This window comes from Enterococcus sp. DIV0574, from assembly GCF_051711125.1.
GTDB lineage: Bacteria > Bacillota > Bacilli > Lactobacillales > Enterococcaceae > Enterococcus_D > Enterococcus_D gallinarum.
Map to the genome: position 1 here is coordinate 1,246,087 of NZ_JBIOMA010000001.1, position 24,830 is coordinate 1,270,916.

Here is a 24,830-nt window from a genome sequence, read left to right on the forward strand (position 1 = left end):
CTATAATACGAAGTGTAGTTTTTGTTACGGTAATTTATGGTAGCTTGTTTCATTTTAAAACATCTCCCACATTTTCACCATATACAAGTAATTGCAAAATATGTGTTTTAACACAAGGAGGATTTTTATTATGGAAACAGGTACAGTAAAATGGTTTAACTCAGACAAAGGTTTTGGTTTCATCACTGCAGAAAACGGAAACGACGTATTCGTTCACTTTTCAGCTATCCAAGGTGAAGGCTTCAAAACTTTAGAAGAAGGTCAAGCTGTTACTTTCGATATCGAAGACGGACAACGTGGACCACAAGCTACTAACGTAAACAAAGCTTAATTATTGCCTATCAGAGCAGCCTAGCTGCTCTTTTTTTTGTGCTTTCATTCAAAAGAAGGTAGAGTCTAAATTTGTTTGCATTTTCTGTATTTGTTATACTTGAAAAAAGGGGGACTCAGGATGGGACTGAATGAATTTATTTTGGGACTGGCGAATTTGGAAAAGATTCAACGGGCGCCGGGGTTCTTTAAGTTTACAGAACATAGCGTCGCGGCGCATTCTTTTCGAGTCGCAATGATTGCTCAGACATTGGCTGATATTGAAGAGCAGGCGGGAAATACGATCGATTGGCAGATTCTCTATGAAAAAGCATTAAATCATGATTATACTGAACGATTCATTGGAGACATCAAAACGCCTGTCAAATATGCAAATAAAGAATTGCGGCAAATGCTTTCGACAGTAGAAGAAAAGATGACAGATACATTCATCGAAGAAGAGATTCCAGAATCATTTCAGCCGATTTATCGTCGTAGATTAGCGGATGGTAAAGATGATTCCCTGGAAGGCCAATTGTTGGCGATCGCAGATAAAATTGATTTGCTTTATGAATCTTTTGAAGAAATTTCAAAAAGCAATCCAGATAAAGTCTACAAAGAAATGTTTCGCGAAGCAGTAATGACGGTCAAAAATTTTAATCACCGTCCTAGTGTGTCTTACTTCTTTGAAGCGGTCTTTCCAGAACTATTGAATGCAGATTTCTATGGAAAAGAAAATTTTCTAGAAGAAATCGCAAACCTAATCAAAAATTGAAATGGTCTGTGAAACAAGTTTACCTATGAAAAAAACATACTAAGAGCAGAGGAGAAACTCATCCGTCGATTAGTTCCTCCTCTGCTCTTAGTATCTTGTATGTTTTTGAAGACTTGTTTCACAGGCTATTTTTATTATAACAATGATTCTGCTCCATCAACATAGACTTCTGTACCCGAAATGTTTCCTGCATCTTCAGAGGAAAGAAACAGCACGAGGTTAGCTACTTGTTCCGGAATACCAGTCTCCTGACGCAAAGGACGTTCCCGTTCCGGAAAGACGATTGGGATTTTGATTTTTTCAACAGCCTCTTCGATAGCCGTATTCTCATCAATATTTGTTGAAATCGCTCCTGGACAAATCGCATTGACTCGGATGTTGTAGCCGGAAAGCTCGAGTGCCGCCATTTTCATGAAAGCAACTTGACCAGCCTTAGATGTGCTGTAGGCACTAGCGCCGAAATTTTTGAAAATTCGGTTGCCGTTAACCGAACTTGTGATCACGATACTGCCGCCGTTGATTTTTAAAAAAGGAATTGCTGCTTTAACTGTGACAAAAGTACTGCGAAGATTCGTTGTAATGGTCGTATCCCAATCATCTAGTGAAAGCTCTTCGATAGGGGTCCAGGTTCCATTGATCCCTGCATTAACGTGGAGAATATCGACACCACCCAACTCTTGTGCCAACGCTGTGACTGCCTGTAAGAGCTCTTCTCCTTTTGATACATCAACCACACGATAAATCGATTGACCTTCAGTAGCTTCTACAAATGCCTTCAATTCTGTTTCATCAATGTCTAATAGACCAACGACTGCTCCTTGATCCAGAAATTGCTGGGCAACTGCTTTGCCAATGCCGGATGCTGCACCCGTCACGATAACCCTTTTATTTTCAAACCGTTTCATTTAAACGCCTCCTTCTTAATTAAATTATAAAAAAGTTCCTGACCTTTGTCGAAAGATACGGATGGTCCATTGATTTTTGATAGGATGAACGTATGAGGACTTTAGTCCTAAAATCAAGCTTCTCGTCTGATTGATCTCAAAATTTGATTTCCTCGTTATTGGCTAAAACAGATGTAAGAGGCAAAGATTTTGTAGTATAATGCAAGAAGTGCGTAAGGAGGAAGCGAAATGAAACCCATATACGCTGTGGTCGACCTTGAAACAACGGGGACTGATCCTGCCATTGATCGAATCATCCAATTTGGCTGTGTTTTGATCCAAGATGGTCAGGTCATTAATCGATTTGCAACAGATATCAATCCGGATCGAAGAATATCAAAGCAGATCCAGAATTTGACTCATATCACCAATCAACAAGTGAAACGAGCACCGTATTTCGAAGATGTTGCTCATACGATTTATAATTTGTTAACACAAACAGTCTTTGTGGCTCATAATATTTATTTTGACTATCATTTCTTAAGTCAAGAATTAATCCGATGCGGGATGCCGCCCCTTGAGATTCCAGGAATCGATACCGTGGAATTGGCGCAAGTTTTTTTGCCGACAGAAAGCAGCTTTCGTTTGGGAGATCTGGCTGAAAGTATCGGATTTGTTCATGAGAATCCACATCAGGCGGATAGCGATGCGGAAGTGACCGCGGCATTATTGCTGTACATCGAATCGATCATGCGTGAACTGCCATGGGTGACTTTAAAGCAAATCGCCCAGTTGAGCGGTCAAATGGGGATGCAGACCAGTCAATATATTCAGCGGATCGTCAGTGAACGTACCGAAGAGCCGCTTCCTGAACATTTGGAAGAAATCGATGGATTGGTTCTGCGAAAAAAGAGTGTGCCATTGTTTGAATCAAGCTATTTTCAAGGAGAGTATCCTAAAGTTAAAGCGGATAAGATCAAATGTTTTGATGGTCGCCTCAGTTATCGAAAACAACAAGCGCGGTTGATGAATGCTGTTTATGATCACTTTTCTCATGAAGAAAAAAATCTGATCATTGAGGCAGAAACCGGCATGGGAAAAACCATCGGGTACTTATTTCCTGCAAGCTACTTAGCTACTCCAAAAAATCCATTAATCGTCAGTACCACGTCGATTTTGCTACAGAATCAGATATTGGCTAAAGACATCCCATTAGTCAATCAAGTACTGGAACAACCGTTGCAGGCAACTGTTGTGAAAAGCCATCAACACTACATTGATCTCCAGCGGTTCAAAGCAACATTAGAACAACCGCTTGAACAAAAACAGTATGCCCAGTACCAGATGGGACTTTTAGTTTGGCTGACCAAAACTGAGACCGGAGATTTTGATGAATTGAATCTTGTGCGTCTTGATCATCCGCTGTTTTTGGAAATCCGTCATCGAGGGGTGGATTTTTTGGCAAAGAATCAAGCTTTTTATGAGCAGGATTTTGTGCGCCATCTCTATAATAAGATGACACAAAGCAATGTGCTGATTGTCAACCATGCATTTTTGATGCAGGAAAATCGGCGTCAGTATCCACTACTGCCAACGAGTGACTTTCTGCTGATCGATGAAGTCCAGCATTTGCCGGAGATTGCCGAAAGATATTCGCAAAATTCCTTTGATTCCCAACAGTTCAAACGACAATTTTTGCAAATGAATGAAGAAGGTTTGTTTGAAGAGATCAAGCAACTCGTCGCTGAAGAATTCGATCTTTCCCATTTATTTTCATTGTATATCGATGCCATCAAATTGATTATCGATACGCTAGAAGCCTATTTTGAAACACTCGTGATCGATGGGGAAGAACTGACACTTGTCCAACGCAAGGATCTTTACGATGGCAGCTTGCAGCAAGATCGTCTCCATCAAAAAATTCATTTGTATTATAAAGAAATTTTAGAAATCCAACAGCGATTGCAGACAACATTCATGGCGACAGAAGAACGGCGATTGGCTCGGGAGCGCATCCTGATTGCCCGCTTGTTCGATTATTTCCATGATATGGAGGTACAGGCAGCGACGGTTCAATCGTGGCTGATGAATTGGCAACCTCGGTATGTCCATTGGATCAAGAAAAAAGCAGGGACTGCTGCAGCGATCATTGAAGTGGCAGACCTGCAGGGAAATCAAATTATCGAAAGCAAATGGTATTCAAGGTACAAACATATTCTTTATTTAGGCGGTACATTGAAAATTCCTGGTAACAAATCTTACTTTGCTCACCGATTAGGCATTCCTGAAGTGACGGTCAAAACGATTCCGGCATTTTATGATTATGAAAAGCAAGCACACCTGTTTATTGTCAAACAAGGAATCTCGATTCAGCAAGCAACGAATGAAGAATACGCGCAATATTTGGCCGATGCATTAACACCGTTGCTATTTGAAAATTTGCAGCCAACACTTGTATTATTCACTGCTCATGAAACATTGAAACGGGTCTATGAAAAACTGCATAAAAAAGCCTTGGAACAAGGACGAGAACTTGTAGCACAAGGGACTGGCGGTAGTCGCGAGAAAATCATCAAGCGCTTTTTACTGGCAGAAAATGGGATTCTTTTTGGAACAGATAGTTTTTGGGAAGGCATCGATTTACCCGGTCAAGCGCTCAAAATCGCGGTTGTGACGCGCTTACCATTTGAGAACCCCAAACGACCGCTTGTTCAAGCACGTCATGCTTTTTTAGCATCGGAAGGTATTGATCCTTTCAAGGAGGATGCATTGCCAAAAGCAATTATCCGAATGCGTCAGGCGTTGGGACGTCTGATTCGGTCGGAAAATGATCAAGGAGTAATGGTGGTTCTTGATCGTCGGATTCTTTCTACGAAGTATGGCAAGCGAATACTTAAAGGTTTGCCAAAAAATCTGCCGGTCAAAGAAGCTACACCACAAGAAATGACCGAGGACATACGGGCGTTTTTTGATTCTGGAGCAGAAGAAACACCAAAAAAACATTTTTCTTAAAAGATAGCTGAAATCTGCTATAATAGAGCATATTATTTTTATGGAGGATAACGAGTGAAAACGAAAGACAAAGAACAACGCCGTGTGATGATTTTACTGGGTGCGATCGTTTTTTTATTGATCGTTATCATATTCTCATCGATTTTCTACATCCGTTCGACTCGTCCGATGCGACAGGCACGCAATGAAGCAATCGAAATTGCCCAAAAGTATACGGATTTGAAAGAGGTCGATCAATTTTATTGGTTTAATCGTCAAGCCTCTTCTTTTAGTTTAGTTGGTACAGATGATAAAGAAAATAAAATCGTCGTCATTATTCCTAAAAGCGGTGAAAAAGTGTCAGTTTTTAAACAATCAGATGGTCTAACGGAAGAAGCCGCTCGTCAATTGGTTGCCGAAAAACATCCAGAAGAAACGATCCAGAAAGCTACTTTAGGATTGTTTAAAGAGCAAGCTGCTTGGGAAATCATGACGAAAGATGCTTCTGGTGAACTTCATTATTATTTGCTAGGTTTTAAAGACGGCAAGGAAATCAATGCCATCAATAATATTTGATTTAGAGAAAGGATGGTTGACATGACACTCTCCAAACGAGCGTATCAAGTAGAGCCCTCAGTTACATTAGCTGCAGCTGCCAAGGCTAAGGCGTTAAAAGCGCAAGGCGTTGACGTATTGAGTTTGACGGTAGGAGAACCCGACTTTATTACTCCTGAGAATATTCGTCAAGCCGCTATCCAAGCCATTGAAAATGGGAAGGCAAGTTTTTATACCCCGACAGCTGGGATCCCTGAGCTAAAAGAAGCCATCCTACGCTATCTGCAGGAGTTTTATGGCGTAACGTATGACACCAACCAAGTGATCGTAACAGATGGCGCTAAATTTGCGCTTTATGCGTTGTTTCAAGCAGTGATCGATCCAGCAGATGAGGTGATTATTCCTGTGCCATATTGGGTCAGCTATGCAGAGCAAGTGAAACTAGCAGGAGGGCAACCAGTCTTCGTCTATGCTGCGGAAACCGAGCAATTTAAAGTAACGGTTTCTCAACTAGAAGCTGTTAGAACAGCCAAGACTAAAGCCATTATTTTGAATTCGCCCTCCAATCCAACGGGGGCAATTTATTCGAAAGAAGAACTACAGGCTATCGGAGAGTGGGCAGTTGAACATCATATCTTGATTGTTTCTGATGATATCTATGGTCGTCTGATTTACAATGGGCACTCCTTTACGCCGATTGCTAGTTTGTCTGAGGCTATTCGTAAGCAAACGATCATCATTAATGGTGTCTCAAAAACATATGCCATGACTGGTTGGCGGATTGGATTTGCCGTTGGCGATCAGACAATCATTCAAGCGATGACGGATATTGCTTCTCAAGCAACTAGCAATCCTACAGCTGTCAGTCAATATGCTGCTGTTGAAGCACTGTCAGGGAATCAAGACTCCATTGAAATCATGCGTCAGCAATTCGAAGACCGATTAAATAAAATCTATCCGATTGTTGCAGCCATTCCAGGTTTTCAATTAGTAAAACCGCAAGGCGCTTTTTACCTTTTCCCAAACGTCAGGGAAGCAATGAATATGTGCGGATATGAAGACATCAATGCTTTTGTGGAAGCAATTCTGGAAGAGACCGGAGTAGCAGTCGTTACTGGTGCTGGGTTTGGTGCACCAGACAATTTACGGATCAGCTATGCAACCGATTGGGCAACCTTGGAAGAAGCCGCAAAACGTTTGCAGGATTTTGTTGAAAAGAAAAGCCGAAAAGCTTAAAATGCTTTATGGAACCCTTATTATCAGATTGGAGAGAAACGTGTGGAATCTATTCAAATTTTAGATGCAAAAAAACATGTTGGCGAAACAGTACAGATTGGTGCTTGGGTCGCAAACAAACGATCAAGTGGAAAAATTGCCTTTCTGCAATTACGTGACGGCACCGCATATTTTCAAGGTATCGTGGTAAAAACTGAAGTGGGCGAAGAAGTCTTTCAGCTTGCCAAAAATTTAAATCAAGAAACGGCAGTTCTAGTAACTGGTGAGATTCGTGAAGATAGCCGTTCGAAATTTGGCTACGAAATCGGCATCAGCGGCATTGAAGTAGTGGGCGAAAGCCATGAATACCCAATCACACCGAAAGAGCACGGCACCGACTTCTTGATGGATCATCGCCATTTATGGCTACGTTCTTCAAAACAACATGCCATCATGCAGATCCGTAACGAAGTGATTCGTGCTACCTATGAATTTTTCAATAATAATGGCTTTATCAAAATTGATCCACCAATTTTGACAGGGTCTGCACCGGAAGGAACAACGGATCTTTTTGAAACCAACTATTTTGATCAAAAAGCATATCTATCTCAATCTGGTCAATTATATATGGAAGCTGCAGCGATGGCATTTGGTAAAGTCTTTTCATTCGGACCGACTTTCCGTGCAGAAAAGTCTAAAACGCGTCGTCATCTAATCGAATTCTGGATGATCGAGCCAGAAATGGCTTTCATGCATCAAGAAGAAAGCTTGGAAGTACAAGAACAATACGTTGCTTTCCTTGTACAAAGCGTTTTGGACAACTGTGATTATGCATTAGATGTTTTAGGCAGAGATCGTGCCATTCTTGAAAAGTATACGAAATTACCATTCCCTCGTATTTCTTATGATGATGCCGTAGAACTATTGCAAAAAAATGGCTTTGAGGACATTCAATGGGGTGACGATTTTGGTTCGCCACACGAAACATTTATTGCAAACTCATTTGATCAACCAGTCTTTATTCTTAACTATCCAAAAGCCATCAAACCTTTCTATATGAAACCACATCCAACAAGAGATGATGTCGTGATCTGTGCAGATATGATTGCACCAGAAGGCTATGGGGAGATCATCGGTGGCTCAGAACGGGCTACAGATTATGAATTCTTGCTAGAACAAATCCGTAACCACGGATTAGATGAAAATGAATACTCTTGGTATTTAGATCTTCGCAAGTATGGCTCAGTTCCACATACCGGTTTTGGTCTAGGTCTTGAACGGACCGTTACATGGCTATCAGGTATCGAACACGTGCGTGAAGCCATTCCATTCCCACGCTTATTGAATCGTATTTATCCATAGAGGATATTAAAAGCCAGCTTCTGGGTAGGAAGCTGGCTTTTTTTGGTAAAAGGAAGCAAGGAATCTTAGGGGAATGAAGGTGCGAGTTTTTGGATTTATCAAAAGATCACCATATGCCGGAAGGTGTAACTTTTATTGAAATATAACGGTTTTGTTACATTTATTTTCTTTTTGCTTATTATCAGGTAAAATAAGAACTAATGTAAATAAATAGAGGTTATTTATGATTAAACAAATTGCAATTTCGTTTTCAAAAATCGTTTACTTGTCCTTAGTTAAACTTTTTTCACTAAGGAGACGTCCTAAAAACAATAAAATCGTCTTTTTGTTAAGTTTTCCATCCACAAGTACCTATGTTTTGGATGCTTTAGTTGAAAGATATGGTAATCGTTTGGTTATTTGTTATACCAGCAATGCGCAAGAAACGATTAAACGATTTAATCAAGAAAGAATAGACTGCTATCCTCTGCAGTCATTTTATATCTTGTGTACTAGAATCATCCCGATTATTAAAGCGTCGCAAATGATTATATGTGATAATTATTTCGCCTTTCTGGGTGGGATGTCTTTTGATGAACAAACAAAAGTTGTTCAAATATGGCATGCAAATGGGGCAATCAAAAAATTTGGTTTGCAAGCCCAATATGCTAAGAAAGCAACTGCTAAGGATCAACAACGTTATCAAAAAGTATATGATACGTTTACGCATTTTGTAGTAAGTTCTCCGACAATGGCTGAAATTTTTGCTGAAAGTTACAATATCGATCCTATCTTTTTAAAATTCGGTTATCCCATGACGGATTATTATTTCAATCGGAACGAAAAAAACATTCTTAAAGAAAAGAATATTTTATCAAAAGGGACTAATAAAAAAATTGCTCTCTATGTTCCAACCTATAGAGAAAACGACTATGAGCTTCCGTTGGACCTCGAGCAAATTGAAGAACAAATTGGTGATGAATGGGTATTCTATATCCATGCCCATCCCCATGATAAAAAATTAAAAAGCTTGGCTAAGAAATATCCATCTTATTTTATTGATGAAATGCAACATGATCTAAAAAATTTACTTATTGTTGCAGATTGTCTGATCACGGATTATTCCTCAGTTCCATTTGAATTTTCATTAGCGAATCCAAATGGAAAAATAATTTATTTTTGTTATGACTATGAATTATATGATGATCTTGTGGGGATACAAGAGGCCTTCAAAGATACTCTGGATTCTTCAATCGTGAAAACGCCAGCTGGATTATTTGAAGAAATAATGTCCTCCGAAAAACAGGACTTAGTGGATTTTAATGCGAAGTGGAATACGTTTGTTTCTGGAAATGCAATGAACTATTTATTTGAATGGATTGATGAACAATATGAAAACTGAAGAGATAATGGGAATTTTTGTGGATCAAATTACCTATGAGGATGTAATCAATGATTTACCAAATTATATCAATAGTAATCGTAAAATGACTATTGTAAGTGTAAACCCGCAAATCATCACTGAAAGCAATAAATTTCCTGAAATCGTGCGATTTATCAATCATAGTACACATCGCATACCTGACGGGATTGGCGTAGTCTTAGTTTCGAAATTAACTGGTGGAAAAATCAAGGAAAGAGTCACTGGTTACGATTTAATGTTGAAATTATTGGATTACGCAAATACTCATAAGAAAAGTGCTTTTTTTTATGGAGCAAAGCCAGAAGTCCTTTCTGATGCAGTTAAGAACATCAATCAGCAATACCCAGATTTGATTGTTGCAGGCGCAGTGGACGGATATACTAAGATGGACGATGGAATCTTAGTTGATCAAATAAATGCTGCTCAACCTGATTTTCTTTTTGTAGCGTTGGGGTTTCCTCGGCAAGAGAAATGGTTGGCTAAAAATACAAATGCGCTTGAAGCATCAGTTTTTCAAGATGTTGGAGGGAGTTTTGATGTTTTAAGCGGTCACGTAAAAAGAGCTCCTGCTTTTTTTATTAATTGTCATTTAGAATGGTTGTACCGTTCTTTGAGCAATCCAAAGAGGATTGGAAGAATTCTACAGTTGCCAGTATTTATGGCGAAAAGTATTTATTGGAAGATGGTGCATAGAAATGATAAAACAAATTATTAGTTTTATTTATCGAACGTTATTCAATATAGTCACAGCAATCTTTCCAGTAAATAAAAAAATAGTTTTATTTGAAAGTTTTAACGGGAATATCCCTTCAGATAATCCTTTAGCGATTTATAATGCTATGGTTCAAGACGAAGAGTTTGCAAACTGGAATCTTTATTGGGGAATAAAAAAAGCAAATCTATTAGAAGCAAAAGCTATGTATCCAGAAATGAATTTTCTTTCTCGCTATTCAATGAAATGGTTATGGGTAGCTTCAAGGGCGGGTTTTTGGATTTTTAATGCACGAATGTCAAACTGGTTTAAAAAAAATAAGCAAACAGTCTATTTTCAAACATGGCATGGGACCCCTTTGAAAAAATTAGGATTAGATATCAAAAATGTTGTCATGCCTGGTACAAATACTAAATCCTATCAAGATAGCTTTATCAAAGAAAGTAAGCGTTGGGATTATTTAGTCGCACCTAATGAATACTCAAAAGAGATATTTAAACATGCATTTGCTTTCGAAAATAATTTTTTAGATATCGGATATCCTAGGAACGATCGTTTAGTGCAAGCAAATAATGAGTTTATAGTCAACCAACTGAAAAAAGAACTCCTAGGAGAAAAACGAGGCAACGTTTTTCTATATGCACCAACTTGGCGAGATGATTATTTTATTTCCCAGGGGAATTACAAGTTTAACATGCCTTTCAAATTAGAAAAAATGATACAACTTCTTGATAAAGAAGATTTGCTAATTATCAGACCGCATTATTTAGTAAAAGATTCAATAGATATAGATGGGTATGAAAATCAAGTTAGGGTCTGTGTTGATGAGGATATAAATGATTTGTTTCTGATTGCTGATTGCTTAATAACAGATTATTCATCAGTTATGTTTGACTTTGCGATATTAAAGAAACCAATGATATTTTATGCTTATGATTTGGTTCATTATGAGAATGAGGTTCGTGGATTTTATTTTGATTATGATAGTTTACCTGGACCAATTTGTAAAGATGAAACATCATTCTATAATGCGATAAAAAACTTTTATACAGAAACCAGTAAAAAAAATCTCAATGATAAAAAATATCTAGAATTTTATAATAAATTTTGCTCTTGGGAAAATGGAGAAGCTTCTCTAAAAGTGGCAGAATTGATCAAGGCAAGTAATTAAGGGGATACTATATGAGTGCAGTAGGGAATATTAAGTTGCTGATTAACAAAGTATTAAACAGTTTTGTTTCAAAAAATGGTAGTATAGCGTCGTTTTATGCAAAATTAAGTACAATCGATATAAAGAAAAATACGATACTATATGAAGTCAGGGATGGTCAATCAATTGTAGACTCTCCTTTTGCAATTTTTAAGTATTTAGTGAATGATCCCGACTTCGCTCATTATCACCATGTGTGGGTAATCAATGATTTAGATTATCCTACTGTTAATAAAATAAAAGCTTCTTATAAGAATGTTGATTTTGTAGTGAGAAACTCAAAAGAATATTTGAAATGGCTTGCGTCTGCAGAATATTTAGTGAACAATGCTACTTTTCAATCTTTCTTTGTTAAGAAAAAAGAGCAAATTTACATAAATACTTGGCATGGGACACCTTTAAAATATATGGGATTTGATATCCCAGGAAATCCTGCTCATTCGCAAAATGTTGTAAGAAATTTTTTAATGGCTGATTATATTCTATCGCCGAATGCTCACACAACTGAAATTTTTTCAAAAAGCTATCGATTAGACGGAATTTTTCCTGGAGTGATTTTAGAAGGAGGCTACCCTCGAATAGATTGCACTAATTCTATTCAACGAGAAGTCATCAAAGAAGAATTAGATGAGTTAAACCTCGTTTTTGATGATAATTTGCCAACTATTTTATATACGCCAACATGGAAAGGATCTTCTATATTAAATCCCTCAAATGATGAAGAACAAATTATAAGAGAAACCTATCTTTTAAAAGACTATTTTAAGGGAAAATATAATGTATTGGTCAAGGTACATCCTTATATTTACAAGACATTAAGCAGAAATGAGCGAATCAAACATATTTTGATTCCAGATAGTTTGGATCCAAATGAGGTATTATCAATTGTTGATTTATTGATCACTGACTACTCTAGCATCTTTTTTGATTTTTTGGTTACAGACAAACCTATTATTTTTTATGTTTGGGACAGAGATTTGTATGAAGCGGATAGAGGAATGTATCTCCCAGAAAGTGTATTACCCGGACCTGTTGCTGAGACAGTCGATGAGCTTATTGACCTGATAGAAAAAAAAGATATTTTTGTGGATCAATATAGACAAAATTATCGTTTAATGAAAGAGAAAATTTGCAATTACCAAGATGGTAATGTAACTAAGCGTTATGTTGAAAGGATTTTCAAAAAAAGGAAATCAAAAAAAATTAAGGAGATACTTCTTAGAAATGATCTGAAAAAACTTATTATTTATCCTGGTGGCATGAAAAATAATGGAATCACAACAAGTTTTATTAATCTAAGTAACAATATAGATTATAGCAAGTATGATATTTCTATTATTCTGAATAAACCTGTTTCCAGTGAAGAAATAAAAAACTTAAATAAGATCAATAAAAATGTTCGAATGCTATTTCGTCCAGGAAATTCACTTTTTACTAGAAATGAATTAATCAGAGATTATTTTATTCAGCTCTTTTCATTGAAGAAAGGGTGGCGCTTCTTGCTACCAGAGAAAGCTTATAAAAGAGAGGCTGCGAGGATTGTAGGAAATATTGCGTTTGATGTTGCAATTGATTTTAGTGGGTATAGCTTTTTCTGGGCAAAATTGATTGCATTCATGAACAGTAATAAGAGAATTATTTTTCAACATAATGATTTATTAAGTGATTCAAAAAAAATCATTAATGGAAAGGCTCCGCATAAAAAAAATCTACCTGCAGTCTTTTCCATTTATTACTTGTTCGATCGTATTCTTAGTGTTTCAAAAGAGACCATGGAAATTAACAGAAAGAATTTAAAAGAATTTATCACGGATGGACAAATTGGTTACACGACAAATACAATTGATATATCTAAGATCATGACAAGTGGATCTGTAGATAGTAGTAATCCAAACGCCAATAATCAAGAAATATCTAATTTTAGATTTACAGGAAACATCATTGCCGCTAAAACCTATCAAGTATATACAAGCCTATCACTGCTGGAAAAAGGAGTATATTTTTCCAAAACAATTACAGAAGATGACGAAATTTATGTACTTGCATCAACTTTTTATAATATGAAAGAGTATGCAAAAATTACAGTTAATGGCATTTATACAGGTTGGATTGAAAAAAGATTTATTCAGGCTTCTAACAAAGGTATCCAAAAGGAAGAAACAATAATAGAAAACCGCTCAATGATTGCTACAATTAACTGCAGCAATGATGAAATGATTTATTATTCAATGAGTGATTTGAATAGTATTCGCTCACCACTTAAATATTTAAATAATACGTATGCTTATATTAGTAAAGAGCAGAAAATTAATGACACCAGCTACTGCTACATTGAAAACAGCAATGGAGAAATCGGCTGGATTAACAAAAATTGTCTTTCAAATTTTCATCAAACGTTTCATCTAAGGGCTTTAATAAATTATTTTTTGAATAAAAATGTCAAAGAAAAAACAATTGTGTTAGATAAGTTTCAGTCTATATTTATTCAAGGTCAATTCAAAAATAAAACAACAATTGGATGGACTGAACCAGAGCCAATTGCTGGAAGCGAACAAGTAGCCATTATGTTTGAAAAAGACGATGTAGCTTTATTTACAAAAAAAGCAACAATTAATCAGAAGGATTACTATTGTACTAATTCAGCAGAAGGAAATAAAATATGGATTGAAGCAAAAAACATTGAGGAAGCAAGAGTCAACTCAATGGAAATTCAAAGTAACTTAATTGATGAAAGAGCCAAGAATCAGAAGTGGATAAGCGGTCCTACCATCTCATCTGACTCTATCAATTTAGTTAATATGGGCAGATTATCACCAGAAAAAAATCAAATCAATTTAATCAAGGCTATCAAGCAAATTATTGAAGATCAAAAAAATGTACGTTTGTATATTTTAGGAGAAGGTCCTTTAAAACTTGAGATGAAGCAGCTAATCAAAAAACTTGAGCTTGAAGAACATGTCTTTCTGTTAGGACATCAAGAAGATCCTTTTTCGATTATGAAACAATGTGATTTGTTTGTTTTTCCTTCAATCTATGAAGGGCAACCTATGGTCTTATTAGAGGCTTTAACGTTAAAACTTCCTGTTCTAGCTACAAATATCCCTGCAAATGTTTCAGTTTTGGGAGAGTATTCTACGACCTACATTGAAGGATTTTCTGCAGAGGATATTGCACAAGCTATACAAAGAGAAATACCAATGATAGAACAGATAATAAAATTTGATCCTAATGATTACAATACGAAGGCAATTACAAATTTTTATATGGAAATTGATGGATAAAGTTAGGTGAGTACTATTATGCATAAAATTGAAATAAGAACAGAAAAAGACGAATGCTATTTTATCTCTAGAACGTTTAATTTTGTTAAACTAGTTATTGCAAAAGGAAAAAATGAGATTAGATTCATAAAAGTAGACGATTTTACTTGGAAAATCACAGGTAAAGATATTGCTAGTTTGATGAAAGAAAAACAAGAGGATAGGGTTTTTATTTATTACGGAATAAAAAAGGAGCAAATTTCAGTAGATGATTTTGATATTTCATTTATAAATTCTCCAAAAATGAAAATTTATAATACTGAAATTTATATATACCTCACTTTAGACAACAAAATAAGATTTATATGGAATCAATTTCCTTCAGCTAAGAGTTACATCCAGAATGCTCAAATAACTGATATCAGGATGCAAAAAAAACAGAACTTGATATTAAATTTTCAAGTTGTTACAAAGTGTATACCAATCGATAAATTAAATATTGTAACTATCAATAGACAGAAGCAAGCTACTCATACGATAGAAACCAAGTATATAAATAGTAGAAAAGGAGAAAACAGTACCTTTATTAATAGTTTCTCTGTGACTTATGATATTGTAGAAGCAATAAAAAAAGTTACTGGAACTATTCATTATGACCAGTACAATTATGATATTATTGATTTTGGATTTACTATTCAATCAAAAATTATTCCTTTAACGTCATATATGGCACAAATAAGTATTCCTTCAATAAAGAATAATGAGATATGGCTAAACTTTTCAGAGAGCAAAAAGATAATGATAAGATTTTTTGAAAATGCAAAAAATAAAGTTTCTGCTAGATTTGGTATATTAAAAAAAGAAGAATTCACTTTCTTGAAGAGCCTTGAAAACGATCATATGTTATCTAAATCATCCGATAAAAACAATATTATTTTAATTATGGAGTATCCACATAAAGCACAGGAAAATGGTTTGGCGTTTTTTAAATATCTGATGGATAAACAGAAAGAGTTTATTCCGTACTATATCATTACTAAAGACTCGAAAGATTTACTGGAATTAAATAAATATATGTCCAATGTCTTGTTTTATAAAAGTAAGGAACATATCGAAAAACTCTTTCAAGCCAGTTATCTCGCTCATACGCATACCCCAAATAATGCAGCCCCAGTATTGACAAGTACTATTGAGAGAAAGATAAAGAGTTTTTATAATATATTTCTACAACATGGTATTATAGGTGTGCGAAATTTAGAATATATGTATGGGAAAAAAACAAATCCCGAACTAATTAATAAATTTGTTGTTTCATCAAAAAGAGAATTTAATATAGTTAGGGATGAATTGTATTATCCTGAGGGAGATATTATCTTAACTGGTCTTCCAAGGTTTGATTATTTACTTGAACCTTTTAATCAGGTCAAAACTATTATTAATAAAAAAAAGATCTTAATCATGCCTTCTTGGAGAAAGGGGCAGGAGAATTTATCGGATGAAGAATTTAAAAAGACATCTTTCTTCAAAGCCTTTAATTCGTTAATAAATAATTTGTTTTTTGAAAATGAAGTTAATAAACGGGATTTGACTGTTAATTTATACTTGCATAATAATTTTCAGAAGTATAATCATTTGTTTGAATCTAGATTTGTTCAAGTTGTTGAAGCTGGAGAACATACCGTCCAAAACATGTTAAAAAATCATGGAATATTAATAACTGATTATTCAAGTGTAGGGCTTGATTTCTCAATTTTATATAAACCAGTATTGTATTATCAGTTTGATAATCAACTTGTTGAACAGAGAAATTTTGATCCATTAGAGCCAGATTTTTTACCTGGAAAGATAGTCAATAAAGAAGAAGAGCTATTGAATGAATTATTCAAAAAGATTGAACATTATAAAATGGAAAAAGAATTCAAAAAAATTGTTAAAAATGATATTTACCAATTTCGTGATAGAAGAGCTTGTCAAAGAGTTTTTCAAAATTTGCAACATTTACATGAAGAAAAAAAATCCTTTTAGTAGCCGAATATTGCACTTGTAGAGAGAAATTGTTTTTAAAGAGAAAGGTGTTTGGATTGAATATATTAGCTAAGGTTAGAAAAAAAAATAATTTATCTTTTCAGCTAGCCACCTGGGCAGCGGAGTATTATGAATTTTGTGAACAATACTCAAAAATGATTTTTTATGAATCCAGAGATGGAAAAAATATGGTTGACTCCCCAAAAGCAATCTTTGAATATATGATGAATCATGAAAGATATAAAGAATATACTCATGTTTGGAGCTTTGATCCAGCAGTAGATAATTGGGAGAATATAATCGATTTCTATCAAGAACAAACAAATGTGCTTTTTGTGGAGAGAAACACACAAGAATACGTAAAATATCTTTATGAGAGTAAATTTTTAATTACAAACGCTACTTTTCAATCTTTTTTTATACCTAGGAAAGATCAGGTAGTAATTAATACTTGGCATGGTACTCCACTAAAAAAAATGGGATTTGATATCAAAGATTCTAATCCAGCCGGTCCGCAAAATGTTATCAGAAATTTTCTTTTTTCAAATTACTTAATTAGTCCAAATAGACATACAACTAATATGTATTTGAACAGCTTTAAATTGGACGGATTGTATCAAGGTGAGATTTTAGAAGCAGGCTATCCAAGAATTGACTTAATGCATAAAACTACACTCGAATCAGAAGTAAAGAAATTAAAAGAGCTATCATTGAATGTTAACCTTGACAAAAAAACAGTTCTATATTGTCCTACTTGGAAGGGAAAAGACGTAAATAACCCTACTTCTGAGTTGAATCAAATAATTAGTGAATCTAAGTTTTTACAAAGTCACATTGGAAGTGAATATAACTTACTTGTTAAGGTACATCCGTTTATTTATGATGCAGCGAAAGAAATTGATGAGTTTCGTGGGTTTTTAGTACCAGATTCTTATGATCCAAATGAATTAATGGTGGCTATTGATCTATTGGTGACAGACTATTCTAGTATATTTTTTGACTTTATGCTGACTGATAAACCAATTCTATTTTATTGTTGGGATAAGGATCTTTATGAAAATGATAGAGGGCTATATATTAGTGAAGATAAATTACCTGGTCCGGTTGCTACGACAATTTTCGAAATTATTAATTATATAAAAAGTATTGATAGAGTGCAGAAAGAATATAGACAAAATTATGAAGCTCTCAAAAGCGAATTTCTAAAATACGAGGATGGAAATGTAACACACAGAATTATTTCATATATTTTTGATAAACATGAGCTAAATTTGGGTGAAAGCATAGTTTCAAGAAATAATAAAAAGAAATTGTTGTTTTATGTGGGAGGAATGAAAAATAATGGAATAACATCAAGTTTAATCAATTTACTAAAAAATATCGATTATTCAGAATATGATGTTACTTGTTTCTCAGGCTATCCTCATTCTTCAGAAAGTATTTCTAATATCCACGCTATTCCTGATGAGGCAAGATTTTTGTTCAAGCCAGGATATGCTATGCTAAGTAACAAAGAACAGAAATTAGTAGCAAGGTATAATGAAAAGCCATCTGAAAAAAACTCAAGCTTACTTCCGTGGGATGGGCTCAAGAGAGAGGCTTCTCGAATTTTCTCTAATCAAAAATTTGATGTAGCAATCGATTTCAGCGGGTATAGTTTCTTTTGGTCAAAGTACATTTTGGCGGCTGATTCAGATAAAAAACTTTGTTATCTCCATAGTGATATGCTAGAAGATAAAAATCGTACAGTTAATGGAGTACGCATTCATGAGATGAACCTATTAAGGTTGTTTTATCAATACAAAAATTTTGATAAGTTAATCACTGTGTCACCTATTATGCAAGAAGTAAATCAGGCTAAATTATCAAAATTTGTAGACAAAGATAAGTTTACTTACGCATTAAATACTCTAGATACGGAAAAACTTTTTTCAACAAGCAAAGAGCTGAATGAAGAAATTAATATTCTTGAAAGTAATACAGATTTAGTTAATATAAGAGAATCAATAGAAATATTTAAATCTCCTTTTGATTTAGAAAGTAAAAGTCAGATAATTAAGTCGACTGATTTGTTAAGATCAGTAGCTCAGGTTAAGTTCGCAGATGAAATCAGATATAAGATTTTGATTAATAATATTTTTGTTGGATGGACTTCTTCAAAAGATGTCAATATACGGTTGCCAGAAATAGTGAGTATAGAGAACGTCGATTATTTTTGCTACGTAAAACGAAATAAACGTAGAATCCTATGGAAAGACCTTCCCACGATTGAGGAAGCAAGAGTAGTCGGGAAAATATGGGATTATCGCTACTTGATTGTTAAAGTTACTAAAGAAGCTTATTTGAGTACAGATCAAGTATATGTTCACATACAAATAGATTCTAAGGATTTGGGCTGGATTGAGAAATCTGTTCTAAATCCTATCAACAGTAACTTAATGCTTAGAAAAATGAAGAATCATTTATCGAATAGAAACCGTATAAGAACTTTAAATAACAGAACTCTTGAAACTGTCTATGAAGAAGGGTTTGCTAGAATCATTGCACTTCCAAGTAATGATCCATGGAAAAGCGCCTTAACAAAGGATTATGAAAAAGAAGACATCAATATAATCAACGGAAAAATTTTGAAGTATACTATGAAAATTCAAAATCAGAACGGTTGGTACTATCGTCTTTGGGATCGAAATAAGTTTATCGGTTGGGTAAATGAGAAAAATTTATTAATAATTGATGGATTTCACATTGTTTCAACTGAAAATATATTATTGAAAGCACAAATAATATCAGACTATGCGTTTTCTTCATTAGAGGAACAAAAAACTATTGAAGTAACGACAAAAGAAGTTTTATTAACAGAGAAGTGCATTACAACACTAGGCATATATTTCAAAACGAATACAGATATTTTTGTGGAAGAGTCTAAGATTAAAGTGATTAAAAGCTTCGGAAAAGTTGATTTATTAGGAAATTTTGTGCTGTATCCTCAACAAGAAAATTTTAATATCGTTACCATGGGGCGGCTATCTCCAGAAAAAAGACAAGCTGAGTTAATTGAAGCCTTTAATCGATTTGTCACTTCCGTTGACAATGCTCGACTTTATATTTTAGGTGATGGACCTTTAAGACAAGAGCTAATTGATCAAATAAAATCTTTAAATATAGCTGACAAAGTTTTTTTAATGGGGCATGAGAAAAATCCTTTTCAGTTACTATCTGAAGCTCAATTTTTTATTCTAACTTCGGAATATGAAGGACAACCTATGGTTTTGCTAGAAGCAATGGCCTTGGGAGTTCCAGTAGGAGCTACAAATATACCGGCTACACAATTTGTATTACAAAATGGTAGATTAGGAATTTTGGCCCAAAGTAATAACGTTGAAGGCATAGAAAATATGCTTATAAAGGCATATAATGAAAAAGTCCAACCAGCTACTTTCAATGCACAAGAATATAATAAAAATGCGATCAAGATGTTTTATAAACAAATTGAGGAGGTATAAGCAATGAGATATCTTGTTACAGGCGGTGCCGGCTTTATAGGCTCAACATTAGTAAATAATTTAGAAAAAAATAACAATGAAATAGTGGTCGTTGATAACTTATCGATGGGAAAAAGAGAAAATCTTAATAGCAGTCCTAAAATCACGTTCTTTGAAAAAGATGTAAGAAACCGAGATTTTGTAAATAAATTATTTGCTGAATATCAGTTTGATTATATTTTCCATCTAGCTGCAGTTGCAAGTGTTGCCGATTCGATAGAGAGACCATTTGAAACACACCAAGTTAATATGGAGGCTACACTTGACTTACTGGAATTAGCAAAAGAGACCCAGAAAAATCTAAAAAGGTTTGTTTTTGCTTCTTCTGCGGCTGTTTATGGAGACGATCAAGTCTTACCTAAATCAGAGATTTCGAGAATAAAGCCGTTGTCTCCGTATGCAATTGACAAATACTCGTCGGAACAATATGTATTACTTTATAATACTCTATATGGGTTACCGACAAGTGCTGTACGATTTTTTAATGTTTATGGTCCAAATCAAAATCCTTCTTCTCCATACTCAGGAGTGTTGTCTATTATAACGAATCATTTCAAAAAAATAAGAAATAATGAAAAAGATGTGTTTACAATTTTTGGAGATGGGAGTCAAACTAGAGACTTTGTCTATGTTGAGGATGTTTTGCAAGCTCTAAAATTGGTATCAGAAAAAGAAGAAGCACTAGGAGAAGTGTTTAATGTAGGGACTGGCGCTCCTAGTTCGATTAACGATGTACTTGGTATATATGAATCCGAAATGAACATCAAGCCTATAATTCAGTTTGAAGAGTCTAGAAAAGGTGATATTAAGGATTCGGTTGCAGATATATCAAAACTTAAGAAAATTGGGTTTTCACCTAATTATAGTTTAGATGAAGGAATAGCTGAGTATTTAAAAGAAGAAATACAATATTGATAAATGTTAAATAGTTGTGGAATGGAGTAAATCTCAATGAAAGTGACAAGGTCCAATAGTTCGAAATCTCTCAATACGGAAAAGATATTCTCCTTTATGCTAGTACTTCTTTCATTTGTTTTAATTTTACTAACTTTGAATTCAAATGTTTTTTCAAATAGGATAGACGCTCATGATTCTTCCATGTTTCTTTATTTCGGAAAAGGAATATCGGAAGGATTAATACCTTATAAAGATATGTTTGATCATAAAGGGATAGTATTATTTTTTATTCAATATATAGCTAATATTGTTGGATTGGGCAATATATTTTTGGGAATATTTTTAGTGGAGGCAGTTTTTTTATTAATTGCTTTAATTTTTCTTTACAAAACAAGTTATCTTGTTTCAAGAAATCATTTGATATGTGGAGTTGTAATATTGATTTCTTCTGGATTATTTTCTGAATTATACGAAGGTGGAAATCTTTCTGAAGAATATGCATTAACTTTTATCTCTATCTCAATGTACTACTTTCTGAAAGAGATAATCGGTGATTCATTAAAAAGTTACCATTACTTTCTTTTAGGTCTAATGGGTGGTTTAGTATTTTTTATACGTCTAAACATGATTTCTCTTTGGGTAGTCTTTTGCATAGGAATAGCCGTAAGAGAAATTATAAAAAAAAGTTTTGTTTCTCTTTTTAGAAAAGCTTTTTACATTTTTCTTGGTGGAATGTCTATTGTTTTGCTCATTATTGTATTCTCTATAATGACAAATTCAGTTGAGGAAATGATTTTTCAAACATTCACATTGAACATGCAGTACTCTTCAACATCTCTAAAAGAACGAGTGGCAGCGTTTATATTCTTCTTCGGTTTATTTTCAGTATATGGTCTGCCTATTTGGTTTACAGTTTTGTTTTCAAAAATTGTTATTAAATATAGAGAAATAGAGGTGGAGAAGCGGTCTGTTATTGTTTTAATCCTAATAGCACTGATTTTAAATCTATTTACGATTGTTGTCTCTGGTAGAAATTATCGTCATTACGGAATCACGGAAATTCCTTTTCTGATTGTTTTACAGTGCATCGCAATGGGATTTTACTCAAAAAAATTTAGTAGGAAGAAAAATCTTATAGTTATGTTTGTATTTCTTTTTTCCATGCTACCTATATTCTTGCCAACCGTAGGTGAACGTATTAATAATGTTAATAGAAAAGAAACGCCTTCATATCAATCGGAACAATTAGATATTGCCAGATATATAAAAAATCATTCGAACGAGGATGAACAAATTTATGTTCATGCAATTGATGCAAATATATACTTACATTCTAATAGATTCTCTAATTCCAAATTTTTTGTGCTTCCTTCGCTGAATTATGAAGAATTTCCAAAGTTAAAAAATCAATTTACAAATTCTTTACAAAAAAATCCTCCAAAGTTTATTGTTATTTCAAAAAATTCATTCTTAGAGGAGCATCCAAACGATAGAAAACTAAATAAGATTTTAATTGAAAAAATCAAACAAGATTATCACAAAGTAGACGCATTCGATAAGAGCTACTATGTTTTTGAAAAACAGTAGCTTAAAATCGGTGAGATTTTCATCAATACAGCTTACAATAATGTTAAACTAGAGTACGAAAAATATTTATTTTATTCCACTCCTCCTAACTTTCGTGTATAATGGTACAAGTCAGTATTACGAAAGTTAGGAGGAGTTGTTTTGAGTAAACAACATCCAGAAGAGAAGTCCTTCAAAGACGAAGTTTTAGGTGCTTTGAAAAAACCTCAAACCAACGAATCGTCTGAACAAAAACGATCATCTGTTGAGGAACCTATAGAAAGTCGCTCTGCGACCCGCAGTACAAAAAAGCAGAGCAGTACCCAAAAGGGCCAAGCCAAAAATAAAACTGTTCAAAAAAACGCTCAAAAAGCGAAGCGCTCAGCTCCTAAAAGGGAAGAAGCTGGTTTAGATGAAAAGTCAGATACCGTTCGTAAGTTACAGCGGAAAAGAGAAGACCGTATCGTCAATCGCATCGTCACAATTGTTGTAATCGCATTAATCGTTATTGGCGGCGTCCTTGGTTTTTCAGTCTATCGATATGTCACTTCAGGATTGCAGCCGTTAGATCCAGAAAAAACAGAAAAAGTTGCTGTTGAGATTCCAAGCGGATCATCAAATAAAATGATTGGCGAGATTTTAGAAAAAGATAAGATCATCAAAAGTGGTATGATCTTTAATTATTATACGAAATTTAATAATCTGACTGGTTTCCAAGCTGGTAATTATCAGTTTTCTCCAAGTATGACTCTGGATGAAATTAGTGCCCAGTTACAGCAAGGAGAAGGGTCAGTGACATCAGATGCGAAAGTGACGATTCCTGAAGGGTATGATATAGACCAAATCGGAGATGCGCTTGCCAAAGCAACAAGTATCTCGAAAGATGATTTCTTAGCTTTAATGAAAGATGACACCTTCTTTAATAAAATGCATGAAGCATATCCAGAGTTGTTGGATAGCGCAGCAAAAGCAGAAGGCGTTCGATACAAGTTAGAAGGATATCTCTTCCCGGCAACTTATGACTATTATAAAGGAAACACTTTAGAAGAAGTTGTGACCCAAATGATTGATAAAACAAATACTGTTATGTCTAAATATTACGATCAGATCGCAGAAAAAGAAATGACAGTGCAAGAAGTGTTGACCTTGGCTTCTCTTGTCGAAAAAGAAGGTAGTAAAGAAGATGACCGTAAGAACATTGCCCAAGTCTTCTTTAACCGTCTGGCAGTGGATATGCCATTGCAGTCAGATATTTCTATTCTCTATGCGTTAGGCGAGCATAAAGAGTTGGTAACTTACGAAGATACTCAAGTAGACTCACCATACAATTTGTATGTCAACACAGGATATGGTCCAGGACCATTCAATAATCCAAGTGAGCAATCTATCAAAGCAGTGTTGGAACCAACACCAAATAATTACTATTATTTTGTGGCAGACATCAATACGCAAGAAGTCTATTTTGCAGAAACCTATGATGAACATATGCGTTTAGTTGAAAAATATGTAAACAATACTTCGAATTAATTTTTATTAGGATATTAGTTTACATTTAAAAAAAACCATGGTAATCTTTTGTGGACTATTCGCAAAAGATTACCTTTTGCAGTTGATACGAAGTTAAAAGGAGAAATTAAAATGGTAGAAAAAGTATACCCAATGACATTAGAAGGAAAAGAAAAATTAGAGCAGGAATTAGAAGAATTAAAGACAGTCAAACGTGGAGAAATCATTGAAAGAATCAAAGTTGCCCGCAGCTTTGGAGATCTTTCTGAGAACTCTGAATACGAATCCGCAAAAGATGAACAAGCCTTTGTAGAAGGTCGTATCACCACATTAGAAAATATGATCCGTTTTGCTGAGATCATTGATAATGAAGGCGTAGACAATGATGAAGTATCGATCGGAAAAACCGTCACGTTCATTGAATTACCTGATGGAGATGAAGAAGAATATACAATAGTTGGGAGTGCAGAAGCGGATCCATTTTCTGGTAAAATCTCAAACGATTCACCGATCGCTCGTGCATTGATTGGTAAAAAAATCAATGATGAAGTAACAATTTCAACACCAGGCGGAGATATGCTGGTGAAAATCACAGAAGTGAAAAAAAGCTGATTTTTTC

17 protein-coding genes are annotated in these 24,830 nt (G+C 34.6%); 16 read left to right on the top strand and 1 reads right to left on the bottom strand.

All coding sequences use genetic code 11. The annotated features are described in order from the left end of the window. Positions 1-130 precede the first annotated feature (130 nt). Positions 131-331: a cold-shock protein gene (locus IGJ45_RS06180; protein WP_003126918.1), complete on the top strand. Its 201-nt coding sequence runs from the start codon at positions 131-133 to the stop codon at positions 329-331. Between the two features lie 120 nt (positions 332-451). Further along, entirely contained in the window at positions 452-1,084 is a 633-nt protein-coding gene (locus IGJ45_RS06185; RefSeq protein WP_005472230.1) for an HD domain-containing protein, read from the top strand. A 134-nt stretch (positions 1,085-1,218) separates the two neighbouring features. Here IGJ45_RS06185 and IGJ45_RS06190 read toward each other — a convergent pair whose 3' ends face one another. Further along, a complete protein-coding gene (locus IGJ45_RS06190; protein WP_003126921.1) occupies positions 1,219-1,989 on the bottom strand; it encodes an SDR family oxidoreductase in 771 nt (256 codons plus the stop codon). 228 nt (positions 1,990-2,217) lie between these two features. Between IGJ45_RS06190 and IGJ45_RS06195 the strand changes: the two genes are divergently transcribed. From IGJ45_RS06195 to greA, 14 genes are all read left to right on the top strand, one after another. Further along, positions 2,218-4,980, top strand: a complete 2,763-nt coding sequence (locus IGJ45_RS06195) for a helicase C-terminal domain-containing protein (RefSeq protein ID WP_409531815.1) — start codon at positions 2,218-2,220, stop codon at positions 4,978-4,980. A gap of 54 nt (positions 4,981-5,034) precedes the next feature. Then, positions 5,035-5,535 carry a cell wall elongation regulator TseB-like domain-containing protein gene (locus IGJ45_RS06200; protein WP_003126923.1) on the top strand — a complete coding sequence of 167 codons (501 nt, stop codon included), beginning with the start codon at positions 5,035-5,037 and terminating at the stop codon, positions 5,533-5,535. Between the two features lie 21 nt (positions 5,536-5,556). Then, positions 5,557-6,750: a pyridoxal phosphate-dependent aminotransferase gene (locus IGJ45_RS06205; RefSeq protein WP_409531816.1), complete on the top strand. Its 1,194-nt coding sequence runs from the start codon at positions 5,557-5,559 to the stop codon at positions 6,748-6,750. 42 nt (positions 6,751-6,792) lie between these two features. Then, the gene (gene asnS, locus IGJ45_RS06210; RefSeq protein ID WP_005472233.1) at positions 6,793-8,091 is read left to right on the top strand and encodes an asparagine--tRNA ligase; all 1,299 of its coding nucleotides are present in this window, start codon (positions 6,793-6,795) and stop codon (positions 8,089-8,091) included. Between the two features lie 223 nt (positions 8,092-8,314). After that, entirely contained in the window at positions 8,315-9,472 is a 1,158-nt protein-coding gene (locus tag IGJ45_RS06215; protein WP_219645285.1) for a CDP-glycerol glycerophosphotransferase family protein, read from the top strand. Further along, positions 9,462-10,208 carry a WecB/TagA/CpsF family glycosyltransferase gene (locus IGJ45_RS06220; RefSeq protein ID WP_219645284.1) on the top strand — a complete coding sequence of 249 codons (747 nt, stop codon included), beginning with the start codon at positions 9,462-9,464 and terminating at the stop codon, positions 10,206-10,208. Before IGJ45_RS06215 ends, IGJ45_RS06220 begins: the two co-directional genes overlap by 11 nt. Continuing rightward, positions 10,189-11,376 carry a CDP-glycerol glycerophosphotransferase family protein gene (locus IGJ45_RS06225; RefSeq protein ID WP_219645283.1) on the top strand — a complete coding sequence of 396 codons (1,188 nt, stop codon included), beginning with the start codon at positions 10,189-10,191 and terminating at the stop codon, positions 11,374-11,376. Before IGJ45_RS06220 ends, IGJ45_RS06225 begins: the two co-directional genes overlap by 20 nt. A gap of 11 nt (positions 11,377-11,387) precedes the next feature. After that, positions 11,388-14,696, top strand: coding sequence for a CDP-glycerol glycerophosphotransferase family protein (locus IGJ45_RS06230; RefSeq protein WP_409531819.1), 3,309 nt, complete (start codon positions 11,388-11,390; stop codon positions 14,694-14,696). 18 nt (positions 14,697-14,714) lie between these two features. Next, positions 14,715-16,700, top strand: a complete 1,986-nt coding sequence (locus IGJ45_RS06235; RefSeq protein ID WP_409531820.1) for a CDP-glycerol glycerophosphotransferase family protein — start codon at positions 14,715-14,717, stop codon at positions 16,698-16,700. A gap of 56 nt (positions 16,701-16,756) precedes the next feature. Then, positions 16,757-20,203 carry a CDP-glycerol glycerophosphotransferase family protein gene (locus IGJ45_RS06240; RefSeq protein ID WP_409531821.1) on the top strand — a complete coding sequence of 1,149 codons (3,447 nt, stop codon included), beginning with the start codon at positions 16,757-16,759 and terminating at the stop codon, positions 20,201-20,203. A 3-nt stretch (positions 20,204-20,206) separates the two neighbouring features. After that, positions 20,207-21,157 (top strand): NAD-dependent epimerase/dehydratase family protein, encoded by a 951-nt coding sequence (locus tag IGJ45_RS06245; RefSeq protein WP_252711818.1) that lies wholly within the window; start codon positions 20,207-20,209, stop codon positions 21,155-21,157. Positions 21,158-21,193: 36 nt separating this feature from the next. Further along, positions 21,194-22,726, top strand: a complete 1,533-nt coding sequence (locus IGJ45_RS06250) for a prepilin-type cleavage/methylation protein (RefSeq protein WP_086269262.1) — start codon at positions 21,194-21,196, stop codon at positions 22,724-22,726. A 141-nt stretch (positions 22,727-22,867) separates the two neighbouring features. Continuing rightward, entirely contained in the window at positions 22,868-24,232 is a 1,365-nt protein-coding gene (gene mltG, locus IGJ45_RS06255; RefSeq protein ID WP_138371733.1) for an endolytic transglycosylase MltG, read from the top strand. A 111-nt stretch (positions 24,233-24,343) separates the two neighbouring features. Next, positions 24,344-24,823 carry a transcription elongation factor GreA gene (gene greA, locus IGJ45_RS06260; RefSeq protein ID WP_003126935.1) on the top strand — a complete coding sequence of 160 codons (480 nt, stop codon included), beginning with the start codon at positions 24,344-24,346 and terminating at the stop codon, positions 24,821-24,823. Positions 24,824-24,830 lie beyond the last annotated feature (7 nt).

Excerpts from the sequence above, each read along its gene's own strand:
- IGJ45_RS06190 (WP_003126921.1), bottom strand. The coding sequence starts at position 1,989 with ATGAAACGGTTTGAAAATAAAAGGGTTATCGTGACGGGTGCAGCATCC.
- IGJ45_RS06225 (WP_219645283.1), top strand. The coding sequence starts at position 10,189 with ATGATAAAACAAATTATTAGTTTTATTTATCGAACGTTATTCAATATA.
- IGJ45_RS06185 (WP_005472230.1), top strand. The coding sequence starts at position 452 with ATGGGACTGAATGAATTTATTTTGGGACTGGCGAATTTGGAAAAGATT.
- greA (WP_003126935.1), top strand. The coding sequence starts at position 24,344 with ATGGTAGAAAAAGTATACCCAATGACATTAGAAGGAAAAGAAAAATTA.
- IGJ45_RS06220 (WP_219645284.1), top strand. The coding sequence starts at position 9,462 with ATGAAAACTGAAGAGATAATGGGAATTTTTGTGGATCAAATTACCTAT.
- IGJ45_RS06205 (WP_409531816.1), top strand. The coding sequence starts at position 5,557 with ATGACACTCTCCAAACGAGCGTATCAAGTAGAGCCCTCAGTTACATTA.
- IGJ45_RS06235 (WP_409531820.1), top strand. The coding sequence starts at position 14,715 with ATGCATAAAATTGAAATAAGAACAGAAAAAGACGAATGCTATTTTATC.
- IGJ45_RS06250 (WP_086269262.1), top strand. The coding sequence starts at position 21,194 with ATGAAAGTGACAAGGTCCAATAGTTCGAAATCTCTCAATACGGAAAAG.
- IGJ45_RS06195 (WP_409531815.1), top strand. The coding sequence starts at position 2,218 with ATGAAACCCATATACGCTGTGGTCGACCTTGAAACAACGGGGACTGAT.
- IGJ45_RS06180 (WP_003126918.1), top strand. The coding sequence starts at position 131 with ATGGAAACAGGTACAGTAAAATGGTTTAACTCAGACAAAGGTTTTGGT.
- IGJ45_RS06230 (WP_409531819.1), top strand. The coding sequence starts at position 11,388 with ATGAGTGCAGTAGGGAATATTAAGTTGCTGATTAACAAAGTATTAAAC.
- IGJ45_RS06215 (WP_219645285.1), top strand. The coding sequence starts at position 8,315 with ATGATTAAACAAATTGCAATTTCGTTTTCAAAAATCGTTTACTTGTCC.
- IGJ45_RS06245 (WP_252711818.1), top strand. The coding sequence starts at position 20,207 with ATGAGATATCTTGTTACAGGCGGTGCCGGCTTTATAGGCTCAACATTA.